14 protein-coding genes are annotated in these 17,077 nt (G+C 62.6%); 6 read left to right on the forward strand and 8 right to left on the reverse strand.

The window, feature by feature from the left end; genetic code table 11:
• Nucleotides 1-402: 402 nt before the first annotated feature.
• The 7 genes from CH302_RS13100 to CH302_RS13130 form a co-directional block, all read right to left on the reverse strand.
• On the reverse strand, nucleotides 403-1,401 hold the full coding sequence (locus tag CH302_RS13100) for an aldo/keto reductase (RefSeq protein WP_015586110.1): 999 nt from the start codon (nucleotides 1,399-1,401) through the stop codon (nucleotides 403-405).
• Nucleotides 1,398-3,059, reverse strand: coding sequence for an FAD-dependent monooxygenase (locus tag CH302_RS13105; RefSeq protein ID WP_015586111.1), 1,662 nt, complete (start codon nucleotides 3,057-3,059; stop codon nucleotides 1,398-1,400). Before CH302_RS13105 ends, CH302_RS13100 begins: the two co-directional genes overlap by 4 nt.
• Nucleotides 3,056-4,699, reverse strand: coding sequence for an MFS transporter (locus CH302_RS13110; RefSeq protein ID WP_015586112.1), 1,644 nt, complete (start codon nucleotides 4,697-4,699; stop codon nucleotides 3,056-3,058). Before CH302_RS13110 ends, CH302_RS13105 begins: the two co-directional genes overlap by 4 nt.
• A complete protein-coding gene (locus CH302_RS13115; protein WP_052047793.1) occupies nucleotides 4,696-5,397 on the reverse strand; it encodes an HAD family hydrolase in 702 nt (233 codons plus the stop codon). The genes CH302_RS13110 and CH302_RS13115 overlap by 4 nt, the downstream gene beginning before the upstream one ends.
• Before the next feature lie 2 nt (nucleotides 5,398-5,399).
• Nucleotides 5,400-6,371, reverse strand: coding sequence for a ScbA/BarX family gamma-butyrolactone biosynthesis protein (locus CH302_RS13120; protein ID WP_015586114.1), 972 nt, complete (start codon nucleotides 6,369-6,371; stop codon nucleotides 5,400-5,402).
• A gap of 271 nt (nucleotides 6,372-6,642) precedes the next feature.
• On the reverse strand, nucleotides 6,643-7,725 hold the full coding sequence (locus CH302_RS13125) for an alpha/beta hydrolase (RefSeq protein ID WP_015586115.1): 1,083 nt from the start codon (nucleotides 7,723-7,725) through the stop codon (nucleotides 6,643-6,645).
• A 55-nt stretch (nucleotides 7,726-7,780) separates the two neighbouring features.
• A complete protein-coding gene (locus CH302_RS13130; RefSeq protein WP_052069823.1) occupies nucleotides 7,781-9,982 on the reverse strand; it encodes an MMPL family transporter in 2,202 nt (733 codons plus the stop codon).
• A 98-nt stretch (nucleotides 9,983-10,080) separates the two neighbouring features.
• Here CH302_RS13130 and CH302_RS13135 point away from each other — a divergent pair, with 98 nt between their 5' ends.
• Nucleotides 10,081-10,719, forward strand: a complete 639-nt coding sequence (locus CH302_RS13135; RefSeq protein WP_015586117.1) for a TetR/AcrR family transcriptional regulator — start codon at nucleotides 10,081-10,083, stop codon at nucleotides 10,717-10,719.
• A gap of 322 nt (nucleotides 10,720-11,041) precedes the next feature.
• Here CH302_RS13135 and CH302_RS13140 read toward each other — a convergent pair whose 3' ends face one another.
• On the reverse strand, nucleotides 11,042-12,004 hold the full coding sequence (locus CH302_RS13140; protein ID WP_015586118.1) for a LysR family transcriptional regulator ArgP: 963 nt from the start codon (nucleotides 12,002-12,004) through the stop codon (nucleotides 11,042-11,044).
• Between the two features lie 75 nt (nucleotides 12,005-12,079).
• Between CH302_RS13140 and CH302_RS13145 the strand changes: the two genes are divergently transcribed.
• From CH302_RS13145 to CH302_RS13165, 5 genes are all read left to right on the forward strand, one after another.
• The gene (locus tag CH302_RS13145; RefSeq protein ID WP_032364998.1) at nucleotides 12,080-12,703 is read left to right on the forward strand and encodes a LysE family translocator; all 624 of its coding nucleotides are present in this window, start codon (nucleotides 12,080-12,082) and stop codon (nucleotides 12,701-12,703) included.
• A 204-nt stretch (nucleotides 12,704-12,907) separates the two neighbouring features.
• A complete protein-coding gene (gene argH / locus CH302_RS13150) occupies nucleotides 12,908-14,425 on the forward strand; it encodes an argininosuccinate lyase (RefSeq protein WP_052047792.1) in 1,518 nt (505 codons plus the stop codon).
• Nucleotides 14,422-15,609, forward strand: a complete 1,188-nt coding sequence (locus tag CH302_RS13155; RefSeq protein WP_015586121.1) for an argininosuccinate synthase — start codon at nucleotides 14,422-14,424, stop codon at nucleotides 15,607-15,609. Before argH ends, CH302_RS13155 begins: the two co-directional genes overlap by 4 nt.
• Nucleotides 15,606-16,184, forward strand: coding sequence for a formyltransferase family protein (locus CH302_RS13160; protein WP_032364999.1), 579 nt, complete (start codon nucleotides 15,606-15,608; stop codon nucleotides 16,182-16,184). Before CH302_RS13155 ends, CH302_RS13160 begins: the two co-directional genes overlap by 4 nt.
• The gene (locus CH302_RS13165) at nucleotides 16,181-17,005 is read left to right on the forward strand and encodes an enoyl-CoA hydratase/isomerase family protein (protein WP_052047791.1); all 825 of its coding nucleotides are present in this window, start codon (nucleotides 16,181-16,183) and stop codon (nucleotides 17,003-17,005) included. Before CH302_RS13160 ends, CH302_RS13165 begins: the two co-directional genes overlap by 4 nt.
• The last annotated feature ends 72 nt before the right edge of the window (nucleotides 17,006-17,077 follow it).

Consider the following 17,077-nt stretch of genomic DNA (forward strand, 5'->3'; position numbering starts at 1 on the left):
GCCGCTTTGCGCGCCTGATCAACAGGGTGCTTGCTCGGGCACGTCAGTTGTTTTCGGGGGATGCGCGCGTCGGGACAGTGACCACGCATTTCGTCGGAGGCGCGAGGACCTTGGGGCCACGTCTCGCTGCGGGTTCCTCGTTGTCGTTCTCGAGGTTCGCGGTGTTGAATATCGTCGCCGCAACCGTGTGGGTCACTCTTCTGTTGACCACGGGAAGCGTGTTGGGAGCCAACCCCGCGTGGATCCCCTGGGCCACTGGCGCTTTCGTCGTGGCCGTAGTTGGAGTCATCGCAATTCGGGCATTTCGGCGCAGTGACGCTCCGGTTCCCGGCGGCACAATTCCCGCCCGTCGATCTGATCGACGGGGCGGGAATGCGGCTGTGCCGTGCAGTTGTGCCCGTGTCATTCGCGGCCGGCTGATACCCAACTCATGTCGGGTGCTCGGGTTCCGGTGACGGCGTCGGCGAGGGTGTCGAGGACGGCGAGCTGGTCCGCGGTGAGTTCGATGTGCACCGAGCCCGCGTTTTCGGTGACCCGATCCGCATTCCGAGTGCCGGGTATCGGAACGACGGGCAGCGCGAACTGTGTACCTTTCACCCGTAGCCACGCCAATGCGATCTGGGCGGGCGTGGATCCGTGCTGTGACGCGATGTCTGTCAATGGGGCGAGGGCGTCGGTGTTCGTTTCGAATGCGTCGAGTTGAAAGCGGGGTAGATACCGCCGAAAGTCGTTGTCGCCGAGCTGTTCCTGTTTCACTTTTCCGGTGAGCATTCCGCGTCCCAGTGGGGAGTAGGGAACGAATCCGATGCCGAGTCGAGCTGCGGTCGGGACGATGGCGTTCTCGACGTCGCGGCTGAACAAGCTCCATTCGGACTGGACCGCGGCGAGCGGATGGGTCCGGTGCGCTCGTTCTAGTTCGGGGGCGGTTACTTCCGATACTCCGATGTGCCGGACTTTTCCGTCGGCGATGAGCTCGGCCATCGCTCCGATGGTGTCGTCGATCGGGATGTGTGGGTCGACCCGGTGAAGGTAGTAGAGGTCGACGACGTCCACGTCGAGGCGACGCAGGCTGTTGTCGATGCACTGGCGGACGTAAGCCCTGTCTCCGCGGCTTCTGCGGCCGGGTTCGGTTACGGAGGTATCGATACCGAATTTGGTGGCGACGGTGACCTCGTCGCGACGGTCGGCGAGGAGTCTGCCGATCAGTTCCTCGTTGGTCCCGAGGCCGTACACATCTGCGGTGTCGATGAAGTCGATGCCGAGGTTGACGGCGTGATGCAGGGTCTTCAGTGCTTGGTCGGGGTCGGATTCGCCGTACATCGAGGTCAATGCCATGCCGCCGAATCCGAGTGCGGATACTTCGAGGCCTGTTCCGAGGTTCACGTGTGGGAAGTCGGTCATGATGCTGTCTCCTTGGAGGCGCTCGTTTCGGGTCGACCGCGTTCGACTGCCTGTGTGTCCGCGGGTCCGGCCACTGCGGTGAGGTAGGTCCGTATGGCTGCAGGGTTCTGCAGCGAGCCGGTCATGCCCACTATGCGGTCGGGACGCACGACAGCGACACCGCCCTGTCCGAGCTCGCTCGAAACGATCTCGTGGGTGTCGATCACGGTGGGAGTTGCGCTCAGAAGTGTGGTGGGGGAGTGGACCACGACCACGACGTGCAGCCGCGACCCCCACGAGTCGAGGATGGCATGTAAGGCCCGGAGTTCGTCGATACTGGTGATGGTGGCCAGCGCCAGGACTCGTCGGTCATCGAGGAGGTCGGGCAGCAACTTGTCGACCTCTCCGTCGAACTGGACGGGATGCGGGGGCAGGAACTTGCCCGGCGAGATGGTTCGACCGCGCCCGCCCCCGCGGGCCACTGACGGGCCGTAGGCCGTATCGATCTGCGCCAGTTGAGGAACGACACGCCGGGTGAGGAGCCCTGTCGCCGAGAGGATTCCGAGGATTCGGTCGCGGATCCACCGCGAAACGGCAGCACGAGTTGTCCACAGTTTCGTCTGAAGATCGGTCATCGCGGCGACCGATTCTGCGACGGGTCGTCGTTCGAGTTCATATGTTTCGAGTAGTGCTGCATCGGCTCCGTCGACCGCTACTGCTGCAAGTTTCCACGCGAGATTCGCCGCGTCCTGTATTCCGGTGTTCATACCTTGACCTCCCGCAGGACTGTGAATATGTGCAGCGTCGCCGGCAAGGATGAATCGGCCCGACACGTAGCGCGAGGACAGTCTCCGGTGTACTCGAAAGTCGCTCTGCCAAAGCACATTACTGACCCGGAAGCGGCCGAGGCCGCGTTGGCCGAGCATGATGTTGGCGCGATCGGTGATCTGAGTCGGCGGTATGAGCGCAGGGGAAGCGGACTGACGGTGTCCGAGAAATACCCGGTGTCCACCACCTGGGAGCGGGACGACGACCGTCACCCCGTCCGGGTGGAGATGGTACTGAGCCTCCCCGACCGACCCATCGGTTTCTAGGGTGCCGTCCACCAGCAGAAAAGCGTCGTCGTAGCTGTCGCCGTCGAAGTCGATGGCCGCTGTTTTCCGCACGGTGCTGTGTGCACCGTCGGTGCCCACGATCCACTCTGCTGTTGTGGTGAAGCGGATTCCGCTCGGACCGACCAATGACGCCCTCGCCCCGTCGCTGGGCCCGGCAGGGTCCGGATCGAGGGCACCGAGGAACTTGTGCCGCCAGCGGACCGTACCTCCCAGCGCCTGGTAGAGCTCGAGGAGAGCTGCCTCGACGAGGGGCTGCGGAAGGGACAGTGGTTTGTGCAGGCCGGGCTGGTCGAGGCCGGTGAAGTCGACGTGGCCGATCTGTGACCCTTTCGACCAGTACGACGCTCGGTCGAGAGTGACGCCGGCATCGAATACCGCGGGATCGACACCGAGGATGCGCAGGCTCTCCTGGGCGGCACTCCAGAGTACGAGGGCTTTCGGTTCGGTCGAGGGCCCCGACTTGCCGTCGATAATCATGTGGTCGACGTTCCTGCGGGCGAGCTCGCAAGCAAGCGTCAGACCTGTGGGGCCCGCGCCGACGATGAGGACGGTGTGCTCGGTCATGTCCGGACTCCTGACGGGCGAGGCGGGGCGAGGCTGGATTGTTCGGCCGAGATCACGTCCTCGTATCCGGTGGACGGCGCGTCGCGGGGTAGGGGAGAGGCCGCTGCGTGCGGGTCTGCTGCCGCGGGGTCGACGAGGAAGTCCTTGCGTCTGATGAGGGTGAATGCCGCGATCGCACCGATGAGGGTGACGATTCCCGCGATCGTCGTGACCTGATGCAGCGCCGAGATGAACGCGATTTCTGCTGCCACCCCAACGTCCTGCCCGGTCTCTTGCAGCGCCGCGACGGCCCCGGAGGCCACGGCGTCGACGGTGGCGTCGAGCTGGGCCGGAGTCAGGGCGGATCCGTACGCGGTGTCGAGTTCGGATTCGATGGTGCGATGAGCCAAAGCTCCGAGTACCGCCACGCCCAATGCCGCACCGACCTGCTGGAATGTCTCGTTGATCCCAGCTCCCATCCCTGAGTCTTCGGCCCGAACGAGAGCCACTGCCGCGCTCGCACGGGGTGGATTGTGTAGTCCCATACCGAGTCCCGCGATCACAAACCCCGGTAACAACGCCGTCCAGCTGTCACCGACGTCCGCGAATCGAAACAACAGAAACCCGATTCCTGTGCACAACAGCGAGATTCCGATCAGAATCGATGTCGAGATCCGGGCGCTCAGTATTCCGCCCACGGCACCGGATATCAGCAGGACGCCGGTAAGCGGCAGGAACCTCAATCCGGTCTCGATAGCCGAGTAGCCCAGCACGCCTTGCATCCACAGCACCGAGAACAAGATGGTGGCCGTGACGGCGAAGTTGATCGCAAACGTTGCCGCGGACAGGCCGTTGAAGGAACGGTTTCCGAACAGGACCATGTCGAGCATGGGATTGCGGACGCGGCGCTCGACCACAGCGAAGCCGAGGAGGGCGAGCACACCGACCGCCAACGCTACCGCGGTACGTGGGTCGGTCCATCCCACGACGGGTGCCCGGATGATTGCAAAGATCAACGCGAACAGACCTGCGGAGAACAGTGCCAGACCGAGGGGGTCGAGACCGCGGCGCGCGGTCGATGTCTGGTGGTCCCGGACTTTCAGAGCGACGACGGCCAGAATGATCAGTCCCACAGGGATATTGAGGTAGAACACCCATCGCCAGTCCACTTCGGTGAGGATGCCTCCGATCAACGGTCCCGCAGCGATGGCGATGCCCGAGGTGGCCCCGAAGATGCCGAAGGCGGTTCCTCGTTGGCGGCCGTGGAACGTCGCTGCGATCATCGCTGGGCCGACGGCGTACATGATGGCCGCGCCGAGGCCTTGAACTCCACGTGCTGCGTTGAGCAGAGTTGCTGACCCAGCGAGACCGCAAGCCACGGACGCGAGGGTGAAGGCCAGCGCGCCGACGGCGAAGATCCGGGTGCGGCCCAGTCTGTCCGCGATCGAGCCGGCGGTGAGCAGAAACGCGGCCAGTGCCAGGGCGTAGGCGTCGATCACCCATTGCAACTGCTCGAAGCTGGCCGAGAGGTCTCGTTGTATCGCGGGCAGTGCGACGTTGACGACGGTGAGGTCCAAGAACAGCATGAATGTTCCGAGGCAGACCGCTGTCAGCGTCCACCAGCGTTCGGGGGCCGACTGCAGCGGTTCGGGGGTGCTCATGCGGACTCCTCGAGGAGCGCGTCCGCGGTGGGTTGCGCGGCCGGCTGCTGGCGTCCGAACCAGGCGTCGATTGCCTCGATGGCTCCCGCGGTGTCGGTGAAGTGATGTATCTGCATTCCGTGCGCTCGGGCGGCTTGGCAATTGCGTAGGTCGTCGTCGACGAACAGGCATCGAGCGGCAGGGACGCCGAGTCGTTCGGTCGTCCGGCGGTAGATTTCGGGTTCGGGTTTGCGGACACCTTCGTTCGCGGAGACGACCTCGACGCTGAACAGGCCTGTGGGGACGATTCCTCGCCACTCGGGTTCCCATTCTCGGACGTTGTTGGTCAACAGTCCCAGAGTTCGTCCTTCGGATTTCAGCGTGTGCAAGTAGTCGAGAAGTTCCGAGTTGGGGACCCGGCCGGAGAACCATGCCGGCCGGAACTGTGACAGGTCGATAGCGCGTCCGGTCATGGTTTCCAGTGCCGATCCGACTCGGTCGAGGAAGGCCGCTTCGGTGATTTCGCCGCGTTCGAGCGGGGCCATGATCGTTTCGTCCGGGTCATCGTGCGCGGTGAACAGGGCACCCATCAGGTCCTCCGGTTGCACGGACATGTACTCGGTGAACGCCGCGATGGTGTCGGCGATGGGGTTGGTCAGGACGCCGCCGTAGTCGACGACGAGAACGAGGGGACCGGTGTCGATACTGTTGTCGGACATCGTCATCCCACCTCGACCTGCGAGCGGACGATGACGACGTCACCCTGGACGAGTTCGAAAGATGCGACGATCCCAGTCCCGGACTCGGTGGGTGCGGTGTCGATCAAGCGGCAGTAGACAGGAAGCTCGTGTTCGGCGAAGTCGAGGAACTGGATGTCGTAGCGCACCGGGGAACCGACCGACGATTCCGGCAGTGAGTGGGTGTCGAGGACGGCGCACACCGATGCCTGCCTGCACGCTTCGGTCAAGAGCATCCCCGAGACGTGGTCGACCTTGTGATCGGAGAGCGACGGGTGGTTGTTGTCGACGACGACCTCGTACGTCGTGTCGGGGTGTTCGGTGCCGGTGGAGGCGATGACGACGTTCTTCGAGTCCCGCCGGGCAACGCGTGCAGGCGGAAGCGGCACGGCGGCAGAGGTATACGGCTGATCGGGGGTGTTCTTCGCTGCCCGCCCGGCCGCGCGCATCTCGGCGAACATCTGCTTGGGCATGAAGCTCAGGGATCCGACGAATTCGCCGACAGGCACGCCGTCGAGAACGGTCTGGTACCTACCGACCGCCCCGGTCAGGTACCCCTCGACGTGGAACCGCTTCTCGAATTCGACTCGGATGACCAACCGGCCCGGTGTTTCCCCGACCTGGAGGGCAGCGAGGTCGGTCACCGACACCGAGGCCTTGCGGAAGACGAACGCCCAGTCCTTGGGTACTCCGTAGAACTGGTGACTGATCAGGATCGAGGCCTGCCTGCATGCCTCCACGAGGATCATGGGGTCGTACCGGTCGTCGAGTCGGTCGCTGTAGAGGGCATGCCCTCGCGGTAGCTGCGCGGCGACGACGAATCGGTTCTCGCCCGTCGCAGCAGCGTCGGTGAGGAAGACCTCGCTGACAGCTGCGCGGTGGACGAGGCTTCGCGGCACAGTGCGATCGAATGTCAGTTCACTGGCGATATCGAACGGTGGTGTGGTGACAGTCATTTCTTCCCCCAGGAAGGTGGTCGCAGATTTTCTGCTTTGTGCGAAACGCACCGATCGGTACGTGGTTTCAAGTACAGCGCCACGTTTTCGATAAGTCAATTCTTTTCACGTTAATTCCAAATGTTCGGAAAGTGATTCCCGTAACAATATAATTTCAGTTCGAGCGCAGATATACCGCCAGTAATTCGAGCACTATTGTGAGCCTGTGCACACGGTTAAGTGCACAGGCTCGCAATAGTGCGTTCAGCTATTTGATGCCGATCTGATGCGGTCAGTGGGGTTGTCGGGCGTCGAGCCACTGGTCGAGCGAGTCGAAGACGATGGCGGCGTTCCGTGCGTGGCCCATGTAATGGCCTGCGTGAGGAATCGTGATCGCCTTTCTGTCCGATGTTCCGGTGAACGATGCAATATGTTCGTCACCGAATTGCACGCGTGCGTCGTCCTGTCCGTAGAGGCCGAGAACTGGAATGTCTATGCTCGACATTTTGGCCAGGTCGAGAAGAATTCCGGGGCCTTGTGAAAGCATGTCGCCGCACGGGTGTTGGTTCTGATAGGGCGCTGCTGTATCGATTACTTGTTGTTCGGTATCGGCATAGTTTCCTGTCACGAATTCAGTGGTTCCTTGGTCGTAAAAGGTGTAGCCCTTGGCGGCGGGATTGTTTTCCGATGCCGAGCCTCCGGTGAGGCAGCGTGGTGTGGCGGCGAAGAATCTGACGTAGGCCTCGGGTGTCAGTCCGCGATCGGCCCAGTCCATGACGACGAGAGCGTCGACGTCGTCGAAGGTGTAGGCCTCGATCTGGACGATCTGCCCGCCGTTCGACTGGCCGGCGAGGGTGATGTGCCCGAAGGTGGGGGCCGTTCCGGATGCATCCCATTGATAGGTGCCGGTACGCAGCGCTTGGACGATCTGATGGGCCATCGTTGCTTGGGACCCCACGCACATGGCCCCGCCTGCCGGAGCGTCGCTCGTGTCGTATCCGAGTCTGTCGATCGTCAGTGAGGTCTGTCCGCGAGCGGCCATTTCGTAGGTGTGGTGGTATCCCTCGACTGGAAGACGCCAGTACCATTCGCCGGCTGCGATGCCGTGTTCGTAGAGGGTGATGGCGTTGCCGAAACCCTCTGCGGGAGCGGTGAGATGGCCACGGATGGTGTAGGTTCCGCCGTCGGCGGTGCACGGGACGGCTGTGTCGTTGGTGTTGCGGACTGTGAAGGACACCGGTACGTCGATCACGTCCGATCGGGTCGGCTGCGCGGAGGCGATGGCCGTTCCACCGAGAAAGATGGCGGTCGACGCGACGGTTATCGCAATCGCGGCGAGGAGCCGTGAGAGGGGGTGATGGCGGCTGTCGAGCATGGGGTACTCCGATCGGGGCGGGGATGTGGTGGCTGGGAGCGTGCGAGTGCAGTGCTCATACAGGGGTTTTGGGTCTTCCAGGGTCGACTTCGGTACCAGGTGTATCGACGCGTGGAGCATCGGTGATGCCGATGAGCTGGTGCAGGCGTGCCAGTGGGCGCGGTGCCCACCAGTTCCAGCGGCCGGTCAGGGCCATGATGGAGGGGACGAGGATCGCTCGGATGACGGTGGCGTCGATCAGGACCGCCAGTGCCATGCCGATTCCGAGTTGCTGAAGGAAGGTCACCCCGGAAGTGGCGTAGGTGGCGAAGGATGCGGCCAGGATGAGAGCTGCTGCGGTGACGACGGGTGCGGAGCGTGAGATGCCATCGATGATGGATTGGCGATTGTCTCCGGTACGGTCGAATTCTTCTTTGATGCGCGAGAGCAGGAAGACTTCGTAGTCCATCGACAGGCCGTAGGCGATGCAGAACATCAGGATGGGGATGCTCGGCTCGATGGCACCGGTAGGGGTGAAACCCAGCAGCCCAGCAAGATTGCCGTTCTGAAAACCCCACACCAGGACACCGAACATGACCGTCAGTGACAGCAGATTCAGAATGGTGGCTTTGATGGGGGCGATGATCGATCCGGTCATCACGAACAGAATGGCGAAGGTGATCAGTGCAATGAGCACGGCCACGAGCGGGAGCCGGGCGGTGACGCCGTCGGTGTAGTCGTCGAGCATCGCGGGTGAGCCGCCGACGAGTACCTGGCCGGGAGGCTCCACCGACCGTACCGCGGAGACGAATCCGGCTCTGTCGTCCAGTGATTCGCGAGTCGGTACCACCGAGAGGTAGCTGCCTGCGGTGTCGGGAGTGAAACGGACGGCGCCGTTCGGTGGAGCAGTGAGCGCCCTGTCGGGTTCGACGGTGCCCAGTGCGCTGTCCACTCGTAGCACCTGGGGCAGTGCTGCGAGATCGGAGGCGTACCGAGCGAGGCCGTCCGGTGCGATGGTCGGTGCGACGAGCAGAATTGCGTCTGCATCCTCGCTGGCGTAGTCGTCGCGGATGGTGTCGTACAGGGCGCGGACCGGAACCGACTGCGGCAGGATGCGATCGTCCGGTGCGCCGAACCGAACGCCTAGTACCGGCGCTCCGAGCAGTATCAAGATCACCACACCGGCGATCGCGAACACTGCAGGTCGGCCGGTCGTGGCCACGGTGATCCGCCGCCACACGGTACTTCCGTCGGTGTCCGGTTCCTTGCGCCGTAAGGCGCGGTGCCCGAGCAGCACCAATGCGGCCGGGAGTACGACCGTAGCGGCGAGCACGGCGGTGGCGACGACGGCTATCCCGGCGTAGGCGAACGAGGCCAGGAACGGGAACGGGAAGACCAGCAGAACGGCCAGTGACGCGGCGACGGTGGCGCCGGAGAACATGATGGTGCGTCCGGCTGCCTGCGCTGCTCGCTGCACGGCCAACGTCAGGTCAGCGGTGCGGCGGGCTTCCTCTCGGAAGCGGTAGATCAGGAACAGTCCGTAATCGACGCCGAGTGCAATGCCCATCACCAGCGCGATGTTCGCCGCGAAGGTCGATACTTCGGTGAAGGCTGCCACCACGCGCATGATGGCCAGGGTGCCGACGACGGAGAACAGTCCGGTTGCGAAGACCACTGCGGCGAGACGGAGCCGCCGTAGGACGGCCCACAACAGTGCGATCACCAGCGGGGCGATGATCAGCTCTGCTCGGAGAAAGTCGGTCCTGGATTGTTCTGCGACGGAGCGGAACACCTCGTCGCTGCCGCCGAGAGCGATGTCGATGTTCGAGGTAGCCGACCGGCTGAGTGCCTCGTCGAGAGCGGGAAGGACCTGTTGCCGGATTTCGGTGGCGTCGCCCGGTGCCCACGCCTGGATCAGCGCCGAGCTGCCGTCCCCGGCGGCGAGGGTCGGAACCTCTTCGGTCCAGTAGGACCATGTGTCGTCGATGCCGGGGAAGGTGTCGACGAACTCGGTCAGACGTAACCCGTCCGCGGCGACGGCCGAGCTGTCGACGTCGCCGGTCTTCGCGGTGACGAGGATGGTGATGTTGGGTGTGCCGGTCTGAAAGGTGTCGTTGAGCAGCGCCTCGGCTGCCGCAGACGGGGCGTTGGTCGCCTCGAACCTGTTCAGGGACAGTGCATTCATCGCACCGGCAGCGACTGCTGCGAGCACGAGGAAGAGGACGCCGGCCACTACGAGGGTGAGGCCGGGTCGAGTTGTGGCGAATCGGGTGGGCATCGCGGGTCCCCCTGCTACCGTGGATACGAGCGATTGCTCGTGATTTGCGAGAATACGAGCGAAAGCTCGTCTTGTCTACCGGAAAGCCTGGAGTTCACATGCCGAATACCTCGACGCCAACTACCTCTCCTGCACCCAAGCGTCAGGATCGCGGACTCAAGCGCATCGCTGCGATCCTCGACGGTGCGGAGGAGTTGTTCGGAGAAGTCGGGTTCGACGCAGCGACCACGAACGCTATCGCCAGCAAATCGGGCATGTCACCGGGTTCGCTGTACCAGTTCTTCAGAAACAAGGAAGACATCGCCGCAGCATTGGCGGAACGCTACGTCGTGGAGTTGACCGACGCCCAATCGGCCGCGGTCGATCCGCGACCGGACGGCTTCGTGGAATCTCTACCGCAGTTCATCGACCGGGCCGTCGACAATATGGTCGCCTTCAATGCGGCCAATCCGGCTTTCCTGCAACTGTTCTCGCGAGCAGATACCCAGCCTGCCCTGTATACCGCAGTCGTACCATTGCAGAGCGAACTCTCCCAGAGGGTCGCCCAGACCTTGGCCGCACTCGCACCGACCCTGTCCAGCGAACGCATCGACCTCCACGCGCTGGTGGCCTTGCAGATCACCCGCGGAATGATGCCCGTCATCGCCGCAGAAAAAACTAACAAGAAGGACCAGCTCGTGACCGAGCTCAAGGCGGCACTGATTCGTTACCTGTCCGAGGCACTCGCCTCACCCTGACGGAACAGAGACCCGCGCCGCCGCAGGCCGTGCGTACTCCCAGTCTGAAAAAAGCTGCAGCAGTAGCTGTTTTGACGTTTTTCAGTTGTGCTGCCAGCAATCACTGCTTTTCGTACACTATGGGATCCGCGCCGATCGATACTTCGATGCGTGGTGGAGCATTCGGTCGAGGCTCAACGCCCCGCGTCGTATGCTCGGTCAGCGATCGGCGACCTTAGGCGCGCACCCGGCGGCGGACCATGCGACCGGCGTGCATCGCCGCAACTTTGGTCCAATCAGGGTGTGCAATTAGCCGTCACAGCTGGACCGATGACCGCCGGACTCACGCAGGTTCCGGTGTTGCCGCGCCGGTCACCGCATGACCTGGGGGACGGTTCGCTGTTTTTCGTTCTTTGGGTGTGTCGATCAATGCGTTATGTGCAGCATCGCGTACCCAGCCTGTGATTCTGTCGAGGGTTTCGGATGGCAGGTGCCATCGTTGCCAATACAGGGGAATGGTGACGTTGTGGTCGGGGTCGAGGTGAACGAGTGTCCCGTCGGCGAGGTCGCGTGCGATTTGTCCTTCCGGTAGCACGCCCCACCCGAGTCCGAGTCGAGCTGCAGTCAGGAATTCGCGGTTCGATGGGAGGTAGTGGATCGGGGGCTCACGGTGCGCCTTGATCTTGCGTAGATAGGCGTGTTGCAGGTCGTCCTTTTTGTCGAATCGCAGCATCGGGAGGCGGCTGGGATCGCAACCGTCGGAGTCGGCGTCGCGAATGAGTGAGGGTGCGCACGCGGGCCAATAGACCATGGCTCCGAGCGGTTCGACCGTACAGCCAGGTGCTGCGGTGCGTGAGGTCGTCACGGCGGCCATGACCGCGCCTTGACGCAGTAGAGCGTCTGTATGGTCCTGATCTTCGATGTGGAGGTCCAGCAGTATCCGTCGGTCGACGGCTATCGCTTTCATCACCGGTTGGAACCACGTCGAGACCGAATCGGCATTGATAGCAAGTGAAAAGCGCAGCGGTGCAGCAGTATTCGTTGTCGTTGAGCCGCCGCGTAGCTCAGCGTCGGCGTCGACGGTGAGGACTTCGATCTGCCGCGCGAGTCGGAGCAGGGCTTGCCCGTTTCTGGTGGGTAGTACCGGCCTGGTTCGCTGTAGCAGCGCGGCCCCCGACGCTCGTTCGAGCGCGGTAATGCGTTGGCTGACTGCAGAAGACGAGATGTGCAACGCCGTTGCAGCTCCCTCGAACGACCCTGAATCGCAGATCGCGGCAAGTGTGGCGAGCTGATCGTGGTTGTACATCCACAAATACTAAACCTAGATCAGCGATACTTAGGAAACGTGCATCGATGCTGGAGCGGTCGTACCGTTCTTGCCGTGAACAACCCCGTTCTGGCCTATCTCCCCGTCGCTATCGTCTTCGGAATAATCCCAGGTCCTGACGTCATGTTGGCGGTCAAGCACTCGCTTACCGGCGGTGTGCGTCACGGCATCGCCGTAGCTTTGGGTGCGGCGACGGGGTCGATGGCCTGGGGCATCGCTGCGGCCGTGGGGTTGGCGTCCTTGCTCACCAGCGTCCCCGGGGCATTCGACGCGGTACGTATCGCAGGTGCCGCCTACCTGGTGTTTCTAGGAATTCAGAGTATCTGGCAGCGCAAGGGCAGCTTCACCGACGTCGATGCCGCGACTTACAACGCGCACCAGCCGAAGTGGTCGCGAGCGTTCATGACCGGTTTCGTCGCGGACCTGTTGAATCCGAAAATGGGTGCGTTCTACCTGGCGGTGCTGCCGCAGTTCATTCCGCGCGACGGGAACGTTTTCGTTTGGTCCATGCTGCTCATGTCGATCGAGTTCGTGGTGGCGCTGATATGTCTGTCCTCGTACGCACTTCTTGCCTCGTCCGCTCGCCGGTTCTTGGAGAAGGGCCGCTTGGGGGCGTGGCTCGAGCGTGGACTGGGTGTTGTTCTGGTGGGATTCGGCGTCCGGCTGGCCTTCGAGTAAACACCCCCGCCGTCCGAGCCCTTCTCCCTTCGCTCTTTCAACTACTCGACCCGAGCCCGACCTGACTTGATTGTGTAACGACGCCTTGGCCCGGGTCCGCGCCCCGGGCCGTCCAATCCCGCCAGGTCTTGGCTTTGCCGTGCCCTAACCCGAACTTTCCTGTACCGAAACCGAACCATCACGCACACAGAGGGGTACCGATCAATGAGCGAAAAGCTCTGGGGTGGAAGATTCTCCACCGATATCACCGACGATGTACTTCGCTACACAGAGACAGCATCGGTAGACAGCAGAATGCTCGAACACGACCTGTGGCAGAACATCGCTCATGTTCTGATGCTCGGTCGCGCGGGAATCAACACCGAACCCGACACCAAAGCGCTTCTCGCTGGGCTGCTCGACATGGAGAGCAGCCGAGCCGACGGTGGATTGCAGCTCGACGTCCGACAAGAAGATGTGCACCTCAACACCGAATTCATGCTCATCGAACGGATCGGACCCGTCGGCGGCCGCATGCACACCGCACGGTCCCGAAACGATCAGGTGCAGACCGACGCACGCATGGTCACCCGCGAGTGGCTGCTCGATGCCAGCGAAGAACTGCTCATGTTCGTGCAGGATCTGCTCGGGTGCCCCGAGTCGGAACGAGAAGCAGTTCTACCCGGCTACACGCATTCGCAGGCAGCGCAACCGATTTCGGTAGCATTTTGGAAGGCTGCGCACGCACAGGCCTTGCTGCGTGATGCCTCCCGACTGATGGATGCCTGGAAGCGCATCAACATCAATCCGCTCGGCGCGTGTGCGCTCGCCGGAACTACATTCGCCCTGGACCGCGATTACACCTCCCGGCTTCTCGGGTTCGATGCACCGATGGTCAATGCGCTCGATGCGACGTCGACGAGGGACTGGACAGTCGAAGTAGCGGGCGCAGCTGCCAGCGGTGCTGTGAATCTATCTCGCATGCAGGAAGAGATCGTCACCTGGAGCTCGAACGAATACGCTCTCGCCGAAGTGCACGATTCGTTCGCGACCGGTAGCTCGATCATGCCGCAGAAGAAGAATCCGGTGGTTGCAGAACTGGCGCGAGGGAAGTCCGGTCGCGCGGTGGGTGCGCTGGTGCAACTGCTGGTGATGGAGAAGTCGGTCGGTCTCGGGTACAGCTGCGACCTGCAGGAGGACAAACCGGTTTACTGGGGCGCCCTCGATACGTACCTCGACACCATTCGCCTGTGCCGACGCCAGAACCTGCACACCGCGTTCGACGGTGCTCGCGGCAGAGCCCTGTGCTGGGACAACTTCTCGACCGCGACAGAGATCGCCAACATCTTGGTCTCTCGGTTCGACGTTCCTTTCCGCACAGCCCACCGCATCACCGGTGACCTCGTCAACGCCGCCCTCGCAGCCGGTCACACCCTGCGCAACGTCGCGTTCACCACCACTTTCCTCCGCGAGGAACACGACATCGACATCAGTGAGGTCGACATGAAGCAGATATGCGATCCGCTCCACACACTGCGCAGCTACATCTCTGCCGGATCCACCGGACCGACGCGGGTCTCCGAACAGCAGGAGCAAGGCCTGGCCGACGTGACCGACAGACTCGCCGAAATCCGGCAAGCCAGAACCCGCCTCTGGGAGGCGAAGGCGGAATGCCTACGAGCAGCGCGATCCGTCGTCGGCGGCGTGAGCGTGCCCGAACTCGCGATGGAGGTCGGGGTATGAGCATCGTCCTGGCATATTCCGGCGGATTGGACACATCCGTTGCCGTGCACTGGCTCAAAGAGCGCTATCAGACCGAGGTCATCGCGTACTGCGCGAACCTCGGCCAAATCGAGGACCTCGAGGCCGTCTCGAAGCGCGCAACCGCGGCCGGCGCGTCGGAAGTTATCGTCGAAGACGTCCGAGACCTGTTCCTCCACGACTATGCAATCCCGGCTCTCGCCGCCGGCGCTGCATACGAGGGAAAATATCTTCTGGCTGCACCGTTGTCTCGACCGTTGATCGCCGAGCGGCTGGTCAGCATCGCTCGCGAACGCGGTGCATCCGCAGTCGCTCACGGTGCCACGGGCAAGGGAAACGATCAGGTCCGGTTCTACACCTCCGTGCGGGCGTTGGCTCCCGAGCTCGACATCCTCGCACCTGTCATCGATTGGGAAATGACCTCCCGCGGTAGCGAAATTGCCTACGCCGATCGTCACGGTATCGATGTGGGTGTCAGCAAGACGACGCCGTACAGCATCGACACCAATATCTGGGGCACCAGCATCGAGTGCGGGGATCTCGACCTCATCGACCACGCTCCACCGCCCGATGCATGGCAGATCACGACCGCGCCGGTGCAGGCACCGGATCGTCCAACAACGATCACGATCGAGTTCGAAGCAGGCATCCCCGTCGCTCTCGACGGCCGCAAGCTCGACCTGATCGACCTGGTCAGCGAACTCGGGGACACAGCGGCCGCGAACGGTATCGGGCGTACCGAAATTCTCGAGAGCCGCATCGTCGGATTCAAGAGCCGCGGAATCTACGAAGCACCCGCTGCAACAGTTCTTCTCGCTGCACGAACCGATCTCGAAGCACTCGTACTGGACCGAGAGACGCTCCACCACAAGCGGTCCATCGCCGACCAGTACGCAGAGTTGGTCTACTACGGCTACTGGTTCACCGATCTGCGTGCAGCACTCGATGCTTACTGCGCCCGTCTGGCTCACCGCGTGACGGGCACAGTGACCGTCGAGCTGTACAAGGGCTCCGCTCGATGCATCGGCCGGACGTCCCCGAAATACGGCCGATACAGCTCGGCTCTGGCCGATTACGAAGAGGCAGACACCTTTCTACACGAAGCAGGTGCCGGATTCGCGTACTGCTGGGCTCTCCCACTCACCGAAGGAGTTGTCACTCGATGAAAGACACCCGCTCTGTTCTGCTCATCTCCGACGGATCACGGTGGGGCGAACTCGCCCACGACTTTCTCCGCCGCAGATTCGCCGACGTCGACTGGTTTGCCTGGGACTACGGCGATCCAGTAACTCGATCGTTCGATCAGTGGCACGGGTGCGACCTGCTTCTGTCCTTCAAATCGGACTTCATCCTGTCCGAGGCCACACTCGATCGAGTGCGGGAACTGGCCGTGAACTTCCACCCGGCGACCCCGAACTACCGAGGGATCGGCGGATATCGCTACGCGATCGACGACAACCAGACGCAATTCGGGGCCACCTGCCACATCATCACCCCGAAGGTAGATGGCGGTCCGATCATCGCAGTCGACCGATTCGACATCGTCCCAGGCGAATCCGAGACGAGCTTGAGCGAACGCACCGCCGCCGCCGCACTGGCTCAATTCCATCGAATCGTCACCACAATATGCAACGGCACCGCTATCAGCGCCGATCACAGCGAACAATGGGGACAACGTCTCTACACACGCCGCGCCCTCGACGCAGACCGCCGAAAGCGTGGGGAGCTGGTCGAAGCGTGAGAACACTGCACTCACCCTCCGCCACCCACGAGCCCCACGATCGGCCCAGGTCGCCCGAAGCCCATGGCGGTACTGCAGTTCGCAACGGCCCCTTGGCGATCATCGAATTCGACGGTGAAGGACACAACACGTTCTCCACAGACAAGATGCGCGGCATCACCGAGTTGGTCTGGCAGCTAGGGGACACCCCGGATGTCGAGGGGCTGGTTCTGTACGGGGGAGACGGTCGATCCTTCGGTGTCGGCGGTGACTTCAACGAAGTCAAGGACTTCACGGGAGGCTCCGAGGTCAACCGATGGATCGACGCCTGCGTGGACATGTATCGAGCAGTTCTGTCGATCTCGAAACCGACCGTGGCAGTCATCGACAAATACTGCATCGGCATCGGTCTTCAGTTGGCACTGTGCGCCGACTGGCGCATCGGAACGTCGACGTCGGACCTCCGTATGCCCGAGCTCAAGTTGGGTATCTCCTGCATACTCGGAGCTCCGCTCCTGCAACGCCGAGTAGGGCCTGCCGTGGCGAATCGAATGATCATCGGGTGCGATCGATGGCTCGGTACCACCGCACTCTCCGACGGCCTCCTCGATGAACTCGTTGCAGCCCATAGTGACCCGCTCGCTGCAGGATGCACCCGAGCACAGGCACTGGCCGAGTACCAATCGGTGCCGTTTGCCCGCACCAAGGCGTTCGTCAACCACGATCTGCTGCTCGACATGGAACGAGCCCGTATTGCAGCAATAGCCGGCCACCGAGCGGGGTTCGCTGCAGGCGATGCGGCCCAACAGAAGATGCGCACAATTGTCGGAGACAACCCATGACCCCAACCGATCATGGGTGGGTCGTCTTTTCGCACAGCGGCCGCATCCGCCGTGTTGGCGGACATACCGGCC

Source organism: Rhodococcus sp. 15-2388-1-1a (genome assembly GCF_002259145.1).
In the GTDB taxonomy this organism is placed as follows: Bacteria; Actinomycetota; Actinomycetes; order Mycobacteriales; family Mycobacteriaceae; genus Rhodococcoides.

Excerpts from the sequence above, each read along its gene's own strand:
- CH302_RS13100 (WP_015586110.1), bottom strand. The coding sequence starts at position 1,401 with ATGACCGACTTCCCACACGTGAACCTCGGAACAGGCCTCGAAGTATCC.
- CH302_RS13105 (WP_015586111.1), bottom strand. The coding sequence starts at position 3,059 with ATGACCGAGCACACCGTCCTCATCGTCGGCGCGGGCCCCACAGGTCTG.
- CH302_RS13110 (WP_015586112.1), bottom strand. The coding sequence starts at position 4,699 with ATGAGCACCCCCGAACCGCTGCAGTCGGCCCCCGAACGCTGGTGGACG.
- CH302_RS13115 (WP_052047793.1), bottom strand. The coding sequence starts at position 5,397 with ATGTCCGACAACAGTATCGACACCGGTCCCCTCGTTCTCGTCGTCGAC.
- CH302_RS13120 (WP_015586114.1), bottom strand. The coding sequence starts at position 6,371 with ATGACTGTCACCACACCACCGTTCGATATCGCCAGTGAACTGACATTC.
- CH302_RS13125 (WP_015586115.1), bottom strand. The coding sequence starts at position 7,725 with ATGCTCGACAGCCGCCATCACCCCCTCTCACGGCTCCTCGCCGCGATT.
- CH302_RS13130 (WP_052069823.1), bottom strand. The coding sequence starts at position 9,982 with ATGCCCACCCGATTCGCCACAACTCGACCCGGCCTCACCCTCGTAGTG.
- CH302_RS13135 (WP_015586117.1), top strand. The coding sequence starts at position 10,081 with ATGCCGAATACCTCGACGCCAACTACCTCTCCTGCACCCAAGCGTCAG.
- CH302_RS13140 (WP_015586118.1), bottom strand. The coding sequence starts at position 12,004 with ATGTACAACCACGATCAGCTCGCCACACTTGCCGCGATCTGCGATTCA.
- argH (WP_052047792.1), top strand. The coding sequence starts at position 12,908 with ATGAGCGAAAAGCTCTGGGGTGGAAGATTCTCCACCGATATCACCGAC.
- CH302_RS13155 (WP_015586121.1), top strand. The coding sequence starts at position 14,422 with ATGAGCATCGTCCTGGCATATTCCGGCGGATTGGACACATCCGTTGCC.
- CH302_RS13160 (WP_032364999.1), top strand. The coding sequence starts at position 15,606 with ATGAAAGACACCCGCTCTGTTCTGCTCATCTCCGACGGATCACGGTGG.